Source organism: Pseudooctadecabacter sp. (assembly GCF_020627745.1).
GTDB lineage: Bacteria > Pseudomonadota > Alphaproteobacteria > Rhodobacterales > Rhodobacteraceae > Octadecabacter.
The window spans coordinates 6,377-23,085 of the sequence record NZ_JAHDGE010000036.1; the positions used below are offsets into that span (position 1 = coordinate 6,377).

Annotated in this window: 19 protein-coding genes; 10 read left to right on the forward strand and 9 right to left on the reverse strand. The window is 63.1% G+C overall.

Annotation, left to right across the window (positions count from 1 at the left end; all coding sequences use genetic code 11):
* The coding region (locus QZ653_RS12450; protein ID WP_296420424.1) for a DMT family transporter at positions 1–869 on the forward strand (869 nt) is incomplete at its 5' end.
* Between the two features lie 9 nt (positions 870–878).
* Here QZ653_RS12450 and QZ653_RS12455 read toward each other — a convergent pair.
* On the reverse strand, positions 879–1,685 hold the full coding sequence (locus QZ653_RS12455) for an ABC transporter permease (RefSeq protein WP_296420425.1): 807 nt from the start codon (positions 1,683–1,685) through the stop codon (positions 879–881).
* Positions 1,686–1,878: 193 nt separating this feature from the next.
* On the opposite strand from QZ653_RS12455, the gene QZ653_RS12460 reads away from it, so the two are divergent.
* Complete coding sequence (locus QZ653_RS12460) at positions 1,879–2,478, forward strand: GcrA family cell cycle regulator (protein WP_296420426.1); 600 nt, start codon at positions 1,879–1,881, stop codon at positions 2,476–2,478.
* A 43-nt stretch (positions 2,479–2,521) separates the two neighbouring features.
* A complete protein-coding gene (locus QZ653_RS12465) occupies positions 2,522–3,814 on the forward strand; it encodes a 3-deoxy-D-manno-octulosonic acid transferase (RefSeq protein WP_296420427.1) in 1,293 nt (430 codons plus the stop codon).
* A 34-nt stretch (positions 3,815–3,848) separates the two neighbouring features.
* Here QZ653_RS12465 and QZ653_RS12470 read toward each other — a convergent pair whose 3' ends face one another.
* The gene (locus QZ653_RS12470) at positions 3,849–4,760 is read right to left on the reverse strand and encodes a pirin family protein (protein WP_296420428.1); all 912 of its coding nucleotides are present in this window, start codon (positions 4,758–4,760) and stop codon (positions 3,849–3,851) included.
* A gap of 138 nt (positions 4,761–4,898) precedes the next feature.
* Here QZ653_RS12470 and QZ653_RS12475 point away from each other — a divergent pair, with 138 nt between their 5' ends.
* The 3 genes from QZ653_RS12475 (at position 4,899) to QZ653_RS12485 (ending at position 7,615) form a co-directional block, all read left to right on the forward strand.
* On the forward strand, positions 4,899–5,768 hold the full coding sequence (locus QZ653_RS12475) for a lysophospholipid acyltransferase family protein (RefSeq protein WP_296420429.1): 870 nt from the start codon (positions 4,899–4,901) through the stop codon (positions 5,766–5,768).
* Positions 5,769–5,885: 117 nt separating this feature from the next.
* Positions 5,886–6,914: an N-acetylneuraminate synthase family protein gene (locus QZ653_RS12480; protein WP_296420430.1), complete on the forward strand. Its 1,029-nt coding sequence runs from the start codon at positions 5,886–5,888 to the stop codon at positions 6,912–6,914.
* Positions 6,911–7,615: a sulfotransferase family 2 domain-containing protein gene (locus QZ653_RS12485; protein ID WP_296420431.1), complete on the forward strand. Its 705-nt coding sequence runs from the start codon at positions 6,911–6,913 to the stop codon at positions 7,613–7,615. The genes QZ653_RS12480 and QZ653_RS12485 overlap by 4 nt, the downstream gene beginning before the upstream one ends.
* On the opposite strand, the gene QZ653_RS12490 is transcribed toward QZ653_RS12485, so the two are convergent.
* Positions 7,591–8,349 (reverse strand): hypothetical protein, encoded by a 759-nt coding sequence (locus QZ653_RS12490; protein WP_296420432.1) that lies wholly within the window; start codon positions 8,347–8,349, stop codon positions 7,591–7,593. The genes QZ653_RS12485 and QZ653_RS12490 overlap by 25 nt on opposite strands.
* A gap of 103 nt (positions 8,350–8,452) precedes the next feature.
* Between QZ653_RS12490 and QZ653_RS12495 the strand changes: the two genes are divergently transcribed.
* The 3 genes from QZ653_RS12495 to QZ653_RS12505 are packed head-to-tail and all read left to right on the forward strand — an operon-like array spanning position 8,453 to position 11,446.
* Positions 8,453–9,085 carry a YrbL family protein gene (locus tag QZ653_RS12495; protein WP_296420433.1) on the forward strand — a complete coding sequence of 211 codons (633 nt, stop codon included), beginning with the start codon at positions 8,453–8,455 and terminating at the stop codon, positions 9,083–9,085.
* Entirely contained in the window at positions 9,082–10,203 is a 1,122-nt protein-coding gene (gene neuC, locus QZ653_RS12500) for a UDP-N-acetylglucosamine 2-epimerase (protein WP_296420434.1), read from the forward strand. Before QZ653_RS12495 ends, neuC begins: the two co-directional genes overlap by 4 nt.
* Positions 10,190–11,446, forward strand: coding sequence for a 3-deoxy-D-manno-octulosonic acid transferase (locus QZ653_RS12505; RefSeq protein ID WP_296420435.1), 1,257 nt, complete (start codon positions 10,190–10,192; stop codon positions 11,444–11,446). The genes neuC and QZ653_RS12505 overlap by 14 nt, the downstream gene beginning before the upstream one ends.
* Here the strand turns inward: QZ653_RS12505 and QZ653_RS12510 are convergent.
* The 4 genes from QZ653_RS12510 to QZ653_RS12525 are packed head-to-tail and all read right to left on the reverse strand — an operon-like array spanning position 11,443 to position 14,489.
* A complete protein-coding gene (locus tag QZ653_RS12510; protein ID WP_296420436.1) occupies positions 11,443–12,357 on the reverse strand; it encodes a Gfo/Idh/MocA family protein in 915 nt (304 codons plus the stop codon). The genes QZ653_RS12505 and QZ653_RS12510 overlap by 4 nt on opposite strands.
* Entirely contained in the window at positions 12,354–13,142 is a 789-nt protein-coding gene (locus QZ653_RS12515) for an SDR family NAD(P)-dependent oxidoreductase (RefSeq protein WP_296420437.1), read from the reverse strand. The genes QZ653_RS12510 and QZ653_RS12515 overlap by 4 nt, the downstream gene beginning before the upstream one ends.
* Positions 13,129–13,830, reverse strand: a complete 702-nt coding sequence (locus tag QZ653_RS12520; protein ID WP_296420438.1) for an acylneuraminate cytidylyltransferase family protein — start codon at positions 13,828–13,830, stop codon at positions 13,129–13,131. Before QZ653_RS12520 ends, QZ653_RS12515 begins: the two co-directional genes overlap by 14 nt.
* Complete coding sequence (locus tag QZ653_RS12525) at positions 13,827–14,489, reverse strand: tyrosine-protein phosphatase (protein WP_296420439.1); 663 nt, start codon at positions 14,487–14,489, stop codon at positions 13,827–13,829. Before QZ653_RS12525 ends, QZ653_RS12520 begins: the two co-directional genes overlap by 4 nt.
* Positions 14,490–14,618: 129 nt before the next feature.
* Here QZ653_RS12525 and rimO point away from each other — a divergent pair, with 129 nt between their 5' ends.
* Positions 14,619–16,028: a 30S ribosomal protein S12 methylthiotransferase RimO gene (gene rimO / locus QZ653_RS12530; protein WP_296420440.1), complete on the forward strand. Its 1,410-nt coding sequence runs from the start codon at positions 14,619–14,621 to the stop codon at positions 16,026–16,028.
* Positions 16,029–16,030: 2 nt separating this feature from the next.
* Here rimO and QZ653_RS12535 read toward each other — a convergent pair whose 3' ends face one another.
* The gene (locus QZ653_RS12535) at positions 16,031–16,195 is read right to left on the reverse strand and encodes a hypothetical protein (protein WP_296420442.1); all 165 of its coding nucleotides are present in this window, start codon (positions 16,193–16,195) and stop codon (positions 16,031–16,033) included.
* Between the two features lie 69 nt (positions 16,196–16,264).
* Positions 16,265–16,609, reverse strand: coding sequence for a diacylglycerol kinase (locus QZ653_RS12540; protein WP_296420443.1), 345 nt, complete (start codon positions 16,607–16,609; stop codon positions 16,265–16,267).
* Between the last annotated feature and the right edge of the window lie 100 nt (positions 16,610–16,709).

Below are 16,709 nucleotides of genomic sequence, written 5' to 3' on the forward strand. Positions count from 1 at the left end.
CCCAGAACCCTGCCCTCGCCGTGGCGCTCATGGTGCTGGCGACCTTGTTTATTGCGGGCACCATGCTGGCCGCCAAGGCGCTGGGGACGGATGTGTTGGGCGCGCCCCTGCATCCTTTGCAGATCACCCATGGGCGGTTTGCCTTTGCGCTGGCGGGGCTGCTCTGTGTGGCCGCCGTGATGCGCCCCAAAATCCGTGCGGTGAATGTCAAACTGCATCTGGGACGCACGGCCTTTGGCGCGCTGGGTGTGACGCTGATGTTTGCGGCGGTGGCCTTTATTCCGCTGGCCGATGCCACGGCGATTTCCTTTCTGAACCCCGTCTTCGGCATGATCCTCGCCATCCCGTTTCTGGGCGAAACCGTGGGCCGCGTGCGCTGGGCTGCGGCGGCCATCGCCTTTGCCGGTGCCGTGGTTTTGTTGCGGCCCGGACCGGACAGCTTTCAGGTGGCTGCCCTTCTGGCACTGGGGGCGGCAGTGGCCTTGGGGTTTGAGCTGATCTTCATCAAAAAGCTCAGCGGGCGGGAGCCTCCGCTGCAGATCCTGCTGGTCAACAACGTGATCGGCTGGCTGCTGATCTCGACCGTGATGATCCCCTATTGGGCCCCGCCCACCGGCGCGCAATGGGCGGTGCTGGTGGCGCTGGGGCTGATGATGGCCTGCGCGCAGACCTGTTTTGTGAACGCCATGGCGCGGGCGGATGCGTCTTATGTGACGCCGTTCAGCTATCTGACACTGATCTTTGCGGCGCTGTACGACTGGGCCATCTTCGCGGTGGTGCCCGATTGGGTCAGCGCAATGGGGGCCGCGATCATCGTCTCGGGCGCGGCCCTTCTGGCGTGGCGGGAGGCATTGGCGCGCCGCCGGTAGCGTCTTGGCTTATGCTTTCAGGCGGTACCCGATCCGCAGCCAGTACCACACCAACGTCAACACCAGAACCGTGGCCAGCCCCACAACCGCAAGCCCCAGCCAGGGGGAGCTGTCACTGACCCCCAGAAATCCGAACCGCACCCCGTCAATGATATAGAAAAACGGGTTCCAGTGGCAGAAGGTTTGCAAGGCAGGCGGCAGGGCCTCGATCGAATAAAAAGTGCCGGACAGGAATGCCAAAGGGGCCACGACAAAGTTGGTGACCGCAGACATCTGGTCAAATTTCACCGCATAGACAGCCGCGATCATCCCCAGCCCCCCCATGAACACCGACCCCAGCATCACAAAGACAAATGCCCAGCCCGGATGGACCAAAGGCACACCGAGAATGGCCATCGCGCCGATGCCGATGACGACCGCCACAATCAACCCCCGCGCCACAGCGCCCGACAGATACCCGATCAACAATTCGCCCGCACTCAGCGGCGGCATCAAGGTGTCGACGATATTGCCCCCCACCTTGGCCGAAATGATCGACGAGGATGTGTTGGCAAAGGCGTTCTGGATCACCGTCATGGTCAGAATGCCGGGCACGAGGAAGTCCATGTAGGGGACGCCCATGACATCGCCGCGCCGCGATCCGATGGCGATGGTAAACACCAACAGCAACAGACCGGCGTTCACCAGCGGCCCCATGATCGTCTGCGACCAGACATTCATGAACCGCAAAACCTCGCGCCGGGCCAGTGTCCATGTGCCCAGCCAGTTGACCGCCCCGAACCGCCGCACGCCCATATCGACTTTGTTTGGTGTCATGTCCGGTCCCCTGTTTCATCTGGCCCAAAAAACTCATCCCCCGGTTGAAGCTGTCGGGAGGTGTGATTTCTGGGACCTGCGCCTTGTAACCGCGCCTCAGGTGCTTAGAATAGGGGATCAAAGAAATTCTCAACCCCTGATGGCCCGATGGCCGGACAAATCAGGGGCCCAGCCGAAGATAAGTGGAACAGATATGTCCTGGACCGACGAACGCGTCGAAGTGTTGAAAAAGATGTGGGGGGAAGGCCAGTCCGCCAGCCAGATCGCCAAGGAACTGGGCGGGGTGACCCGCAACGCTGTCATCGGCAAGGTGCACCGGTTGGGTCTGTCGAACCGCGCGGGCTCCGGCGGGGCGGCGAAAACCGCAGCCCCCAAGGCCGAACCCAAGGCCAAAGCGGCCCCCAAGGCCGCACCCAAAAAGGCAGCCCCCAAGAAGGCCCCCGAACCCGAGGTCGAAGAACCGCGCACCGTCAGCGCCTCGCCCCCGCCACAGCCCAAAATGTCCGCGGCCCGCCGTGCGATCATCCCCGCCGGACAGCCGCTGCCGCCGCAGCCCTCGGCCAACGAAATCTCGCCCGAGGCTTTGGCCAAGGTGAACGAGGTCGAAAAGACCGCCAAGAAAATCAGCCTGATGGAGCTGACGGAAAAGACCTGCAAATGGCCCGTGGGCGATCCCGCGACCGAACAGTTCTGGTTTTGCGGCCTGCCTGTGCAACAGGGCAAACCCTACTGCGAGGCCCATGTGGGCGTGGCGTTCCAGCCCATGTCCTCCCGCAGGGACCGGCGTCGCTAAAATTCGGGAATTTTAGCCAGCCACCTGCGGGGAGGGTCTGAGAATGATCTTGTGGGTGTTTGTCTTTGCCTATCACCTGCTGTGGCTTGTCCTGACACCTTTGGTGCTGGTCTATCTGTGGCATCGCGGTCGCGGTGATCCGCACTACACCCGACGTCTGGCAGAACGGTTTGGCAGCCTGCCCGATGTGCCGCAAAATTCCATCTGGATACATGCGGTGAGCCTTGGTGAAGTAAGGTCGGCGGTCCCTTTGGCCCGCGCATTGCTCGCCAAGGGTGAAACAATTCTGTTCACCCATTTTACCCCCGCCGGACGACGGGAGGCGGAACGTGTGTTCGCCGAGGAGATTGCCGCCGGGCGCGTGGCCGCAGTCTGGGTGCCGCTGGATATGTTCTGGGTCTTCGGGCGGTTCTTTCGCGCCGCACGCCCCAAACTGGGCCTTGTGATGGAAATTGAAATCTGGCCCGCCATGGTCCTGTCCGCGCGCGCCAAAGGCGTGCCTTTGTACATGTGCAACGCCCAATATCCGTCCAAATCCCTTGAACGCGATAGCACAAAGCTGCGCATCAGGCAGCGGATCATGGGCAAGTTTGCGGGCGCTTTTGTGAAATCTCAACTTCAAGCGGACAGGTTTGCCAGCGTGGGCGTGCCCAACATCCAGATCACCGGCGAATTGCGGTTCGATCAGCCCGTGCCCCCTGCCCTGTTGGCGGCCGCAGACCGTTTTCGGCCCACGTTGGGGGACCGCCCTGTCGTCACTTTTGCCAGCGTGGTCGAGGGGGAGGATGACACCTATATCAGCGCCATCAGGGAGATGCGGAACGGCCCGAGGCCGCCCCTTGTCATCTATGTCCCCCGCGCGCCGGAACGGTTTGATGCCACGGCAGAACTGCTGCGCGAGGCAGGGTTGCGGGTGGCGCGCCGCACCGATGTTTTTGACGCCGCACTGGCGCCCACAACATCTTGGGAGGCCGACATCCTGCTGGGCGACAGCATGGGGGAGATGTATTTCTATCTGTCCCTTGCGGACCGTGTCGTTGTGGGCGGCGGATTTCATCCCCACGGCGCACACAACATCATCGAACCGCTGGCACTGAGAAAACCGGTGCTGACCGGCCCCGTCACCTACACCATAGAATACCCCTTTACGGAGGCCGAGGCCGCCGGCGTCGTGCAATCGGTGACGGACGCCCACAGCCTTGCCACAGCGCTGACAGGGCCGGATTGGACAACACCGGCAGACATGGCGGCCTTTATGGACGCCCATTCCGGTGCCGCCGAGCGCACGGCGAAGGCTGTTCTTGCCGAGGCCGCAAAAGTCCCCTTCAGGCGCTAAGGGCAGAGGTTTGAACCCCTGCCCCTGGCGTCGGTCAATGGGCGGGTTTGATGAAGGTGCCGTTGCGCAAATCGCGCATGGCTTGGTGCAATTCTTCTTGCGTGTTCATCACGATCGGCCCGTGCCAGGCGACAGGTTCCTCAATCGGCGCGCCCGAGATCAGCAAGAACCGCACGCCTTCAGGCCCTGCCTGCACCGTGACCTCGTCACCTGTGCCAAAGCGGATCAGGGTGCGGTCGCCGCTGAGATCGCGGATGTTGACCTCTTCGCCCATGACCTCCTTTTCCAAAAGCACACCGGAGGGCGCGGAGGCATCCGCAAAGGCAGCCGCCCCTTCGAACACATAGGCAAAGGCCCGACGGTAGGTGTCGATCTTGAACGTCTTTTTGACGCCGGCGGGCACGGTCACATCCAGATACTGCGGATCGGCGGCGATGCCGTCGACAGGCCCGCGTTTGCCCCAGAACTCACCCACAATGACGCGGACAACGGTTCCGTCATCGTCGATGACCTCGGGGATGTCCTTGCCCTGCACGTCCTGATACCGCGGCGCGGTCATCTTTTGCGCGGATGGCAGATTGCCCCACAACTGGAAGCCGTGCATCTGGCCTTGCGCGTTTCCCTGCGGCATCTCCTGATGCAGAATGCCCGATCCGGCCGTCATCCATTGCACGTCACCCGCACCCAATGTGCCGGTGTTGCCAAGGCTGTCGCCATGTTCGACGGTGCCATTCAGCACATAGGTGATCGTCTCGATCCCGCGGTGGGGATGCCATGGAAAGCCCTTTTCGAAATGGGCGGGCACATCATTGCGGAAATCGTCAAACAGCAGGAACGGGTCCAGTTCGGACGGGTCCTGAAAGCCGAACGCACGATGCAGGTGGACGCCCGCCCCTTCCATGGTGGGAACGGCTTTGCGGGCTTCAAGGGTGGGTCTGATGGACATGATATGCCTCCTTTCATCAGGGTTGAACGGTAGATAGGGACGCGCGGCGGTGCAGGCAATGGGCGCAATGGCACGTGTTTGGTGCGTTGACGCACAAGACTTGCAGGGGCGCGCCTGCGGCCCTAAACCGGCTGCATCATGCGCACCTTTGACACCGCCACCCGGTCCGACTGGATCACCGACCGTGCCCTGCGCGGCATCATCGGAACGGCCCTTGCCCTGCCCTATGCGCGCCGTGTGCGCTGGTTCGGGGCCATGGCGGAACGGATCGTGGCACCCGCCGCAGGCTACCGCAAACGCGCGCAAGAGCAGATCGCCATGATCTGGCCCGACATGGATCGCGGCGAGGTCGACCGGCTGGCGCGGGCGTGTTGCAACAACTTCGGCCGCACCATGATCGAGGGCTATTCAAAGGGCGAATACACCGCGCAGCTGGCCGGAACACAGCCCCACGGCGCGGGGTTGGATGCGATCGCCGAGGCGAAGGCCGAGGGGCGTCCGGTGCTGTTTGTCACCGGCCATTTCGGCAATCACGACGCGCCACGCCATGTGCTGAACCGCATGGGGTACACGATTGGCGGCATCTACAAACCGATCTCAAACCCCTATTTCAACGAACATTACCTGGGCACGATCAAGGATGTGTCCGGTCCGGTCTTTCCGGTGGACCGCGAAGGCATGGGCGGGTTCATGCGCTGGTTGCAGGGCGGCGGGATGGCCACAATGCTGTTCGACGTGCGGGTGATGAAATATCCCGCGATCCCGTTTCTGGGGCATCCGGCCCATACGTCGACGGGTCTGGGTGCGATTGCGCTGAAAACGGGGGCGCTGATCGTGCCCTATTTCGGCACGCGTCTGGCCGACGGGCTGAATTTCGACGTCGAGGTCGAAGCGCCGGTGGCGCCCACGACCCCCGAACAGATCATGCGCGACGTCACCGACCGGCTGGAGGCGCGGGTGCGTGCCCATCCGGACCAGTATTTCTGGGTGCACCGCCGCTGGGGGTGAGGCGCAACCCTGCTGTTTTCGAACCGTCTAAGAAAATTAGCTAATTTTGTTAGACGGGCAGTTCTGGAAATTCGCACGCGCCCGTGGCACACCCGTCCCAACAACCGGAGACCCCCCATGAAGATTGCCAACCGTGACATCGGCCCTGCCCATCCCCCCCTCGTGATCGCCGAAATCGGCATCAATCACGGCGGCAGTCTAGAGGTCGCCAAGACCATGGTGCGCATGGCCGCAGGGGCGGGCTGCGAAATGGTCAAACACCAGACCCACATCGTCGAGGATGAGATGACGGAGGAGGCCAAGCAGATCTTCCCGCCCAATGCCGATGTCTCCATCTGGGACGTGATGGCGCAATGCGCGCTCAGCCGTGAGGACGAGGCCGCATTGAAAGCCTATGTCGAGGAGTTGGGCATGATCTTTATCTCAACCCCCTTCAGCCGCGCGGCTTGCGATTTCCTCGAAACACTCGACGTGCCGGCCTATAAAATCGGGTCGGGCGAGGCCGACAACCTGCCGCTGATCCGGCACATCGCGTCCAAAGGCAAACCGGTGATCATGTCCACGGGCATGCAGACCATCGAAAGTGTCCGGGCGAGCGTGCAGATTTTGGAAGACAGCGGGGTCGACTACGCGCTGTTGGAATGCACGAACCTTTACCCCTCGCCGCCCGAAATCGTGTCCCTGCAAGGGGTGACGGACCTGCGGGCGGCCTTTCCAAATGCAGTTGTGGGCTTTTCGGACCATTCCATCGGGCCTGAAATGGCGCTGGCCTCGGTCGCGCTGGGGGCGTGCATTCTGGAACGCCACTACACCGATACGCGCTACCGTAAGGGGCCGGATATCAGCTGTTCCATGGACCCGGCTGAGTTGCGCCATCTGATCGATCGCAGCCGTGAAATCCACATCGCGCTCCACAACCCCAAGGAACGCACCGCGTCCGAAGAAGACGTCTACCGCTTTGCGCGGGCGTCCGTCGTGGCGGATGCCGACCTGCCCGCAGGCCACACCATCACCGAAGCCGACATCTGGGCGCGCCGCCCCGGATCGGGCGCGATTGCGGGATATGAGTTCGATCAGGTTGTGGGCCGGACCTTGAAGGTCGCGGTGACGCGCAACCAACAGCTGACATGGGATGATTTCACATGATCCCACGGCGCAGGTTTCGGCCTGTCCATCTCCTGCGTGAGGCGACGCAAAGCGCGTTGCACAAACGGCTCAGCGGCGCGCCCACGTCGGGCATGCGCACCGACTTTACCTGCCACGGACAGCCCGTGATTTTCCTGCACAACCCCAAGACGGGCGGCAATTCTCTGGGCACGCTTCTGGGGGTCAAACGGCTGTCGCACACATGGGCCAGCGAACGTCTGTCCCCCCAAAGCTGGCACAGTCACTTTTCCATCGTCGTTGTGCGCGACCCGTTCGAACGGTTTCTGTCCGGCTATTTCAGTCACATCCTGCGGCCTGATATGAACGGTCTTGTCAAACACTACGGACCGCAAATCAAATCCATCTCGCCGTCGGACTATCTGTCGGTGCTGGCGGCCAACCCGAAATATGGCGGTCACCAGACGCTGTGGACCGATTATCCTTCGGTCACGAAACCACGGGCCGATCTGGTCCTGAAACTTGAAGCATCGCACACGTGGGACACAGCGCTTGAGGCCGCAGGCATTGACATGAAGGGGCGGCGTCTCACCCATGACAACAAATCCGCCCGCGGCGCGGTTGATCCGCAGGCCCACCTGAAGCTGTCGGATCGCGCCTTTGACGATCTGCGCGGCGATGTGGCGCGGTATTTCCGCCACGATTACACCACCTTCGGCTACCCGATCCCGAAGGTCGCGTAATAGTCTTCGATCCAGCGGACCTGACCCATATGCCAATGGGGTGCAGGCCCCCAGATAAGGTTTTGACGGGTCTCGGACGGGCGCGGCGTTCCGTGAAAGGCCACAATCGCGGCAGGCGGTGCAGGCGCGTCCGGCGAACGCACCAGGCCGACCCCGTAGCGATAGCACAAATGCCGTTTGAAGCTGACAACATGGCCGTCGGGCCAATAGGTGTAAGGCCCGATATGGTCGGCCACGAAATCCTGTTCGTTGCGATAGCGCGCCATGGCCCCTTGCGGATCGTCCAGAAAGGCACGCAGCACGTGCTGATCGCGGCGGGGGTCGAAGGTAAAGACGCCGGTGCCTGCCTCGCGCGGGCCAGAACGCGGATGTGGCCGCCATTGTGGCCCTGTGTCCAGAAACGTCACCGCAGACGGTGTCGCGAAAAAGCTGTCCAGTGCCCCCACGATCATCATGTCCAGATCAATGAACAAAACCGGACCCAGATCATGCAGGTCGGGGTGATACAGCGCCAGTTTGCGCCAGACACCGGGACGTTTGATGTCGGCGTCACTCAGCCCGATATCGGGGATCGGGCGGTGCTCAATTCCGGCGGCCAGCCCGCGGGCATCATCGGTCAGGCAGACAAACCGCAAATCGGCACGCGTGTGTGCGCGGCAGGCGCGAAACAGGGTATTGACCTCGGACGTGGAAAACAGCGTGCCCCATTTGATGCACAGGATTGTCGCGGACATGGAAGGCTTTCCTTTTCTACCCCTGTCACGGCATACACGCATCACGCGGCCTTGACCATTGAGGCGGGCCGCCCTGCCGTGGGCATAACGAAAGGGCAACACGATGAACGCGCCGCAACTGGATTTGACAGGGCAGACACCCCTTGCCAAGGGCGGCGGCCGTCTGGTCTATGCCCATCCGGACCGCGCCGACCTGATCGTAAAGGTGCCGCGCATCAAGCCACGGCGCAAGGCATGGCGCGTCTCGCCCAGTCTGGGCTTCGGGCGCGGGGCGTTCGGCCCCCAGTGGAACACCTTTGTCGAGGTGCGTGAACTTGCCCGCGCCACAGGACGTGTGGGCCACGTCAGCCGCGCCTTTGCGGCGTTCGGGGGCTTTATCAACACCACTCTGGGGGCCGCCGCCCTGTTCGACGCAATCCGCGCGGACACCGGCGACCTTGCCCCGACCCTCAGGGCGCACGCCGAAGCGACGGGTCTCGAAGACAGCATGGAACAGGCCATCACCGCCCTCTGGGACAGGATCGAAGCGGATTGGCTGGTTGTATCGGATCGCGCGTTGGTCAACTGTGTGGTGACGGGCAGCACGGACAAAGGATATGATTTGACCCTGATTGACGGCATCGGCGAACGCACGTTCGTGCCCTTGAAATCCATGTCGCGGCGCATCCATGCGCGCAAATGCGCCCAGTTTTGCGATGCGATGCTGGCAAACTACCGGACGGTGGCAGGCGCATGACCAAATCGCTCCTTTTCGTCACCGGAACCCGCGCCGATTTCGGCAAGCTGGAACCGCTGGCCGTGGCTGCACGGGATGCGGGGCACGCGGTGGGGTTCTGGGTCACGGGCATGCACATGCTGGACCGCTACGGCCTGACCAAACACGAGGTCGCCCGCACCGAAGGGGTCAGCGTGCACGAATACCTCAACCAGCGCCCCGGCGATCCGCAGGATCAGGTCCTGGCCAAGACCGTGTTGGGGTTCTCCGATTTCGTCGCAGAACACCGCCCCGATCTGGTGGTCATTCACGGCGACCGGATCGAGGCGCTGGCCTGTGCGCTGGTTGCGGCCACGAACTACATCCGGTCCGCCCATATCGAAGGCGGCGAAGTCAGCGGCACCATTGACGAGATTTTCCGCCACTGTAATTCGAAACTGGCCAGTCATCACTTTGTATCGTCCGAGGACGCCCGCGCGCGGGTGATGAAAATGGGCGAACCCGAAGGCGCGATCCATGTGATCGGCTCACCGGAGCTGGATTTTCACAGCGCCGACAGCGGCGTCACCATGGACGCCGTGCGCGCCCATTATGATCTGCCGCAGGGCGATTTCGGCATCGTCGTCTTCCATCCCGTCACGTCAGAAGCCGACACCATGGGCCAGCAGGCGCGCGATCTGTTTGGCGCGCTGGCGGCATCGGGGCGCGATTTCGTCGTCATCGCGCCCAACAACGACCCCGGATCGGACGATATTTTTGCGGTGTTGAATGACCTGCCCCGCGACCGGTTCCGCATTCTGCCCTCCATGCGGTTTGCGCATTTCTCGGAGGCGATGAAAAACGCCGCTGTGATGATCGGCAATTCCAGTGCGGGCGTGCGTGAGGCCCCGTTTCTGGGAACGCCGTCCCTGGATGTGGGCACGCGCCAGACCAACCGCGCCGCAGCCCCGTCATTGACGACCGTTGCGGCCGCCGACACCCCTGCCATCGCGGCCTTTCTGGACGCGGAATGGGGCAAACGCTACCCCCGCCATGAGGCTTTTGGCCAAGGCACCGCCGCGGCCCGTTTTGCCGATATTGTCAGCGATCCGGCCTTCTGGGAAGGCGGGTTGCAAAAGCGGTTCCATGACACCGACTAGGCGCATCGGCCCGATGTTGCGGCTGGTTCTGGGCGCGGGCGCTGCGTTGCAGCCCCTGGCCGGCCCGATGTTGCGCCGCCGTCTGGCACGCGGCAAGGAGGACCCGGACAGGGTCCGTGAAAAGCTGGGGCACGCCAGTGCGCCGCGCCCCGACGGGCCGCTTGTCTGGCTACATGGTGTCGGCGTGGGGGAGGTTATGGCCCTGCGCGGCTTGATCGCCGCCCTGTCGGATGCACGGCCTGATCTTTGGTTTCTGGTGACATCCTCCGCCCGGTCTTCGGGTGAGGTCTTTGCCGCCAATCTGCCGCCGCGCACCATCCACCAGTATCTGGCGTTGGATATGCCCGGCCCCGTGGCGCGGTTTCTGGATCATTGGCGCCCCGATCTGGCCATCTGGTCCGATCAGGAGGTTTGGCCCCGACTGGCCGTCACCTGTGCGCGGCGCGGTATTCCGCAGGCCTATGTGGCCGCAAGGATCACCGATGCCTCGGCCAAAGCACGGGCGCGGTTCGGGCGCGCTTACGGCGATTTATACGCGCTGATGGATGCCATTCACGCCCAAGATGAGGGCACGGCGGGGCATCTGCGGGACATGATCGGGGATGCGGCACGGGTGGCCGTCAGCGGATCGTTGAAGGCCGCAGCCGCACCGCTGGCCGCCCTGCCCGACGTGCAGGCCCGCCTGCCGGACCGCGCCTTCACATGGGTCGCAGCCTCTGCCCACCGTGCCGATATCGACGTGGCGTTGCAGGCGCAGGCCGCAGGCGCGCCGGGGCTGTTGATCATCGCGCCGCGCGTGTTGGGCGACGCGGACTACATCGCCCAATCCTGTGACCGTCTGGCCCTGACCTACTGTCAACGCAGCCAAAACGCATGGCCGGACGCCGCCACACAGGTGTTCATCGCGGACAGTTTCGGGGAGTTGGGGGCGTGGTACGCCAAAGGCCAAGCGGCCCTGATCGGCGGCACGTTCGACGGCACCGAAGGCCACAACCCGTGGGAGGCCGCCGCCTTGGACTGTGCGGTGATCCACGGGCCACATGTGGCGAATTTCAGAACCGATTTCGCGCAGCTGCACGGGGCCGATGCCGCGGTTGAGGTCAAAACCGCGCCCCAGATCGTTGACGCCTTGGGCCGGTCCGACCTTGCCGCGATCGCCCAGCGCGCCCGTGATGTGCGCGACACCGCCGCGCGCGGATTGTCCGTGATTGCGGATGATCTGTTGGGGCTGCTGCCCCGCTAGAACGTCATCTCGGCGGTGCCGACGAACCGGCGTGCGCCCCACGCGTCCGCGATCAAATCGCATGACGCGCGCATGTCCGACAGACGCGGGGCCAGCGGGCGCAACGGCGCATCGGCGTCCTCGATCAGGGCCAGCCAATCGCGGGTGATGGCGCGGAACATGTCGTTGCGGTCATAGGCAAAGCTCTCCGTCTCCGCGTTCGTGGTCAGCTTTGCCGCCAGCAAATCCAGCGACCGCGCGGCTTGTGTTCCGTTCAGATCAGACCGGCGGATCGACACCGGCGACAGGTAATCCATCGCCACCGTGCCGCTGATCCCCTCCCCCGACAGCGCGATGCGGCTTGCAAAATCCACGCCCTCAAACTCCCGATGCCCCACACTGGTCACGCCATCGACCTTGAGGTCCGGAAACAGCGCCAGCGCCATGTCCAATTCATGACACAGGTCCAACAACACGCCCCCGCCTTGCGCCTTGGCTGCATAACTTTTGGGGAAGGACCAGTTCTGCCGCCACTGCCGCACATCATGGCCGATTTCAAACGTGAAACCGTAGACGTCGGACACATCGCGCGCTGCCAGCGCCTGCACCACGGGATGATAGCGCGCCATAAACCCCAGCATGGACCGATGCGCCAGATCGCCCAAAGTATCGTAGATTTCAGCCACGCCGTCCCGCGTCCAGTGTAGAGGTTTTTCAACATAGACCGGCACGCCCATTTGCGCCGCCATCTGGACCAGTTCCAGCCGCACATCCGTGGCCGTTGCGATCACGATGCCTTTGACATCGCTGCGCTTTTCAAAGGACCCGCGATCGAAATCCCGCCACGCGATCCCCTCAACAGCCGCGCCCAGGTCTTGCAGATTTCCAACATGACGCCGTCCGATGGACCCTGCGCCAATAACCGCAATCACCACGCGCTAAAGCCCCCGTCGACGTTGATCATCTGTCCTGTGATATAGCCCGATTGCTGGGAGGCGAGGAACAACATCGCATCGGCAATCTCGTCGGGTTCGCACATGCGACCGGCCATGATCAGCTCCCCCACACGGCGCTGAAATTCGTCCGAATGGCCGTTGAACACCGCCCCCGGCGCGATGGTATTGACCGTGGCCTGCCGTTTCGCCCAGTAACCGGCCAGCCACACGGTCAGCCCGTGAATGCCCGCCTTGGTCACGCCATAGGCACTGAAATTCTTGAACGGCATGCCATCATATATCGGGTGATGCGCCCCGTTCAGCGCATACATGGACGCCACATTGATCAGCGTGCTGGGCCGTTTGCCAACGATGTCGCGATCCATCTGGCGGGCCACCATAAAGGCCCCCGTCAGATTGGTGCGCATGGTCTTTTCCCAATCGTCCACGGTGGTATCCGCAAAGTCCGGAAACGTCCCGCCTGCGCCCATCAACATCTCACCTGTGATGGCGGCGTTGTTCAACACCACATCCACCACATGACCATCGCCCTCGACCTGTTTGAAAATCTCCACGACCTCGTCTTCGTCCGACACGTTCAGCGGATAGATCGCGAAGTCGGGATTGTCGCCATGGGCCTCCACCAACCCGTCATAGCGGTGGCCAGGCAAATCGGTCGCCACAACGCGCGCCCCTTCGGCCAACATGCGCCGCACATAGGTGCTGCCCAGCACGCCGCCCGATCCGGTGATGAACACCGTGCGTCCGTCAAGCTGTCCCATTCAAACGATCCTTCATCAAAAATTCCACAATCTTCCAATCCAGCGGGTCGTCCACATCCATGCAGCGTTCCGCCGGCATCACAAAGGGGATCACCCGCCCGTCATAGATGGTCTGTGCCGAGCGCAGGTATGCGGGGTCCAGCACATAAGTCGACGCCGCGTGTTCATAGACCACCGGCGCATTCTGCCGCGCCCAGACCCCGCCGGGAAGCGGTTTGGACACCCGCAACGCGCCCGTGGGGTCCGGTTCGACCATGTTGAAATAGGGGTTCTTGTTCGCGTGACAGCACGACATGACCATATCGGGCGCCTCGGCCTCGAACAAATCCAGCGCGCCGTCGATGTCTTCGGCCAGCCGCAAGGGCGACGTGCAATCCAAATCCACAAAAGCGCGTGAGGCCCCCACGATCTCCTCGGCCGCCTCCAGCGCGTGCTGCCAGACGCCCCACTTGGGCGCCTCATCGGTGGCCAGATGGGCAGGCCGCAACCCAATGTCCAGCGCGCCCTTGGACACCGCGTGGTCGTACATCTCTTCGCTGTCGGTGCTGACCACAACCGCGCCAATGCGCCCGCTGTCCAGCAACTGATCCAGCGACCAGTCGATCAGGGGCTTGCCGCACATGTCGCGGAAATTCTTGCCCACGACCCCCTTGGACCCTTTGCGTGCCCCGATGTGCCCGATAATCATGCCGCCCACCTTCCCGCGCCTGCGCGCCAATCGTCAAAATCCGCCTGTACCTCAGCGGGATCATAGACCGTTTCCAACCAGTCCCGAAAGCCCTGACCGGCGGGCGCTGCATCGCGCAGATAGACGCGAAAGATATGATCCAGAACACCCGCACGGGTGCGGGGGAAATGCACCCAACGGCGTCCCAACTGGGTGCGCGCCGCCTCGGCCACATCCACGTCCTCAATCAGGATCAGATAGAGCGCCGCAATCAGCCCCGTGCGATCCGCGCCTGATTTGCAGTGAAACAGCTTTGGCCCCGGGATGGCCGCCAACCCGTCCACAATCGCCAACATGTCGGCTGCCGGAACCGGCCTGCGTGCCATCACACCGGTCAGGCGCACAAAATCCAGCCCCAGATCAACGCAGGCGCGCTCCTCAAACAGGTTGAAACTCCGCCGCGACGCGCCCCGCAAAGACACCACCGTCGTAACACCCCGCGCCCGCATCCGCCGCAACCGCCACGGCGACGGCTGGTTCGACCGCCAGACGCCCGGTGCAATCTGCGCCAGGTTCCACCACGCCATGCGCAGCAGGTGATGGTCCTTCAGGTAGAAATGCAGCCACGCCCGTATCCGCCCGGTCAGGCTGGTCAGATCATGGGTGGGCCGTTTGCTCATACCCGCCCCATACCGCCTGCGCGGATACAGAACAACGTCCCTCCTTCATCTGGCCCGAAAAACTCCCGCCGGAGGCTCCCGTCCGCGCAGCCCTTTCCGCCGCTGCAATTACCCGCTACACGCAGCCCCATGTCCCAGAACCCGCCCAGCCTTCGCCCCGATCTCGCCAATGCGCGCGTCCCGCGTGACGCGCCGCGCATCACCGCGCCCGACGACCGCCGGTCCGGCCAGCCGACCATCGGGATGGTCAGCCTCGGCTGCCCCAAGGCGCTGGTGGACAGTGAACGGATCCTCACCCGCCTGCGCGCGGAAGGCTACGCCATTTCGCCCGACTACACGGGTGCCGAGGCCGTGATCGTCAACACCTGCGGCTTCCTCGATTCAGCCAAGGCCGAAAGCCTTGATGCCATCGGCGAAGCGCTGGTGGAAAACGGCAAGGTGATCGTCACCGGCTGTCTGGGGGCGGAGCCGGAGTATATCCGCGAACACCACCCCAACATCCTCGCCGTCACAGGGCCGCATCAATACGAACAGGTGCTGGACGCCGTGCACGCCGCCGTCCCGCCCTCCCCCGATCCGTTCATCGACCTGCTGCCCGCCAGCGGGGTCAGCCTCACGCCACGGCATTTCAGCTATCTGAAAATTTCCGAAGGCTGCAATCACAAATGCAAGTTCTGCATCATCCCCGACATGCGCGGTCTTCTCACATCGCGGCCCCACAAGGCCGTGCTGCGTGAGGCGGAAAAGCTGGTGGAAAACGGCGTCAAGGAACTGCTGGTGATCTCTCAGGACACCTCCGCCTTTGGCACCGATTGGGACCGTGAGGTGCGACGCGGCTTGACCGAACAGCCGATCACCACGCTGGCCCGTGATCTCGGGACATTGGGCGCATGGGTGCGCCTGCACTACGTCTACCCCTACCCCCATGTGCGCGAAATGATCCCGCTGATGGCGGACCCGGCCTCGGGCGTGCTGCCCTATCTGGACATTCCGTTCCAACACGCCCACCCCGATACGCTCAAACGTATGGCGCGCCCGGCTGCGGCCGAACGCACGCTGGACCGGATCGCGGAATGGCGCGACATGTGCCCCGATATCACCCTGCGGTCGACCTTCATCGTGGGCTATCCAGGTGAGACGGAGGCGGAATTCCAGCACCTCCTCGACTGGATGGATGAGGCGCAGTTGGACCGTGTGGGCTGTTTTCAATACGAAAACGTCGCCGGTGCGCGGTCAAACACCCTGCCGGATCACGTGAGCGATGAGGTCAAACAGGACCGCTGGAACCGCTTTATGGAAAAGGCGCAGGCCATTTCCGGTGCCAAACTGGCCGCCAAAGTGGGGCAGACCATGGACGTTCTGGTCGACGACATCGACGCAGACGGCATCGCCACCTGCCGCACCAAGGCCGACGCGCCCGAAATTGACGGCAACCTGTTCATTGACGAAGGCACCGAAGGCCTGACCGTCGGTGATCTGGTCACGGTTGAGGTGGATGAGGCGGGCGACTACGACCTGTGGGCTCAGATCAAACCCTAAGGCTACTCCGCTGAGGTGGGCGGCACATCGCGGCCCATTTCGCGGTCCAAAAGGTCCAGAAAACGGGCCAGTTTGGGGTTGTCCACCTGACGCGCTGGCTGGACATCCTTCGGGGGAACATCCGCCGACGCATCAGGGGGTAACTCGGATTTACGCACACTACTCATGGGGCCATCACTATGGTGAATCGGGACGGTCCGTCAGGGGAATGGTGCCCCGATCCTCCCCCATTGACGCTACGTCACAAGACAGACCACCCATGCGATTCCGGCGGCAATAGCCGTGACCATGACAGCCGCGCTGCCTGCGTCCTTGGCCTGCCGGGCAAGCTCGCTCCGCTCAAGGCTCACAAGATCAACGGCGCGTTCCAGCGCGGTGTTGGCAAGCTCCATCGCCAGCACCAAAACCCCGAGGCTGAGGATCAGCGCGATCTCCGCCCCCTCCAGCAGCCAGACCGCCAGCGCGGCGGACACCAGATTGGCCCACACCCACGAGCGGAACGAATGTTCGGCGCGCCATGCGTCGGCAATGCCTGCGCTGCTCCAGATCACGCGCAGCTTCAGGCGTTTGAAAAACTCCATCACCCCTCCCCCGCGACCGCGCGCCACAGTGGTCCGCTGCGCGCTGCCGCCTATCTACACCTCATGACTGATAGCACCGATACCCGCGTCCTGTTCAACG

Coding starts and splice junctions, on each gene's coding strand:
- QZ653_RS12495 (WP_296420433.1), top strand. CDS start 8,453: ATGAACGCGCCGCAACTGGATTTGACAGGGCAGACACCCCTTGCCAAG.
- QZ653_RS12465 (WP_296420427.1), top strand. CDS start 2,522: ATGATCTTGTGGGTGTTTGTCTTTGCCTATCACCTGCTGTGGCTTGTC.
- QZ653_RS12505 (WP_296420435.1), top strand. CDS start 10,190: ATGACACCGACTAGGCGCATCGGCCCGATGTTGCGGCTGGTTCTGGGC.
- QZ653_RS12485 (WP_296420431.1), top strand. CDS start 6,911: ATGATCCCACGGCGCAGGTTTCGGCCTGTCCATCTCCTGCGTGAGGCG.
- QZ653_RS12525 (WP_296420439.1), bottom strand. CDS start 14,489: ATGAGCAAACGGCCCACCCATGATCTGACCAGCCTGACCGGGCGGATA.
- QZ653_RS12535 (WP_296420442.1), bottom strand. CDS start 16,195: ATGAGTAGTGTGCGTAAATCCGAGTTACCCCCTGATGCGTCGGCGGAT.
- QZ653_RS12460 (WP_296420426.1), top strand. CDS start 1,879: ATGTCCTGGACCGACGAACGCGTCGAAGTGTTGAAAAAGATGTGGGGG.
- QZ653_RS12515 (WP_296420437.1), bottom strand. CDS start 13,142: ATGGGACAGCTTGACGGACGCACGGTGTTCATCACCGGATCGGGCGGC.
- QZ653_RS12455 (WP_296420425.1), bottom strand. CDS start 1,685: ATGACACCAAACAAAGTCGATATGGGCGTGCGGCGGTTCGGGGCGGTC.
- rimO (WP_296420440.1), top strand. CDS start 14,619: ATGTCCCAGAACCCGCCCAGCCTTCGCCCCGATCTCGCCAATGCGCGC.
- QZ653_RS12470 (WP_296420428.1), bottom strand. CDS start 4,760: ATGTCCATCAGACCCACCCTTGAAGCCCGCAAAGCCGTTCCCACCATG.
- neuC (WP_296420434.1), top strand. CDS start 9,082: ATGACCAAATCGCTCCTTTTCGTCACCGGAACCCGCGCCGATTTCGGC.
- QZ653_RS12490 (WP_296420432.1), bottom strand. CDS start 8,349: ATGTCCGCGACAATCCTGTGCATCAAATGGGGCACGCTGTTTTCCACG.
- QZ653_RS12480 (WP_296420430.1), top strand. CDS start 5,886: ATGAAGATTGCCAACCGTGACATCGGCCCTGCCCATCCCCCCCTCGTG.
- QZ653_RS12520 (WP_296420438.1), bottom strand. CDS start 13,830: ATGATTATCGGGCACATCGGGGCACGCAAAGGGTCCAAGGGGGTCGTG.
- QZ653_RS12475 (WP_296420429.1), top strand. CDS start 4,899: ATGCGCACCTTTGACACCGCCACCCGGTCCGACTGGATCACCGACCGT.
- QZ653_RS12540 (WP_296420443.1), bottom strand. CDS start 16,609: ATGGAGTTTTTCAAACGCCTGAAGCTGCGCGTGATCTGGAGCAGCGCA.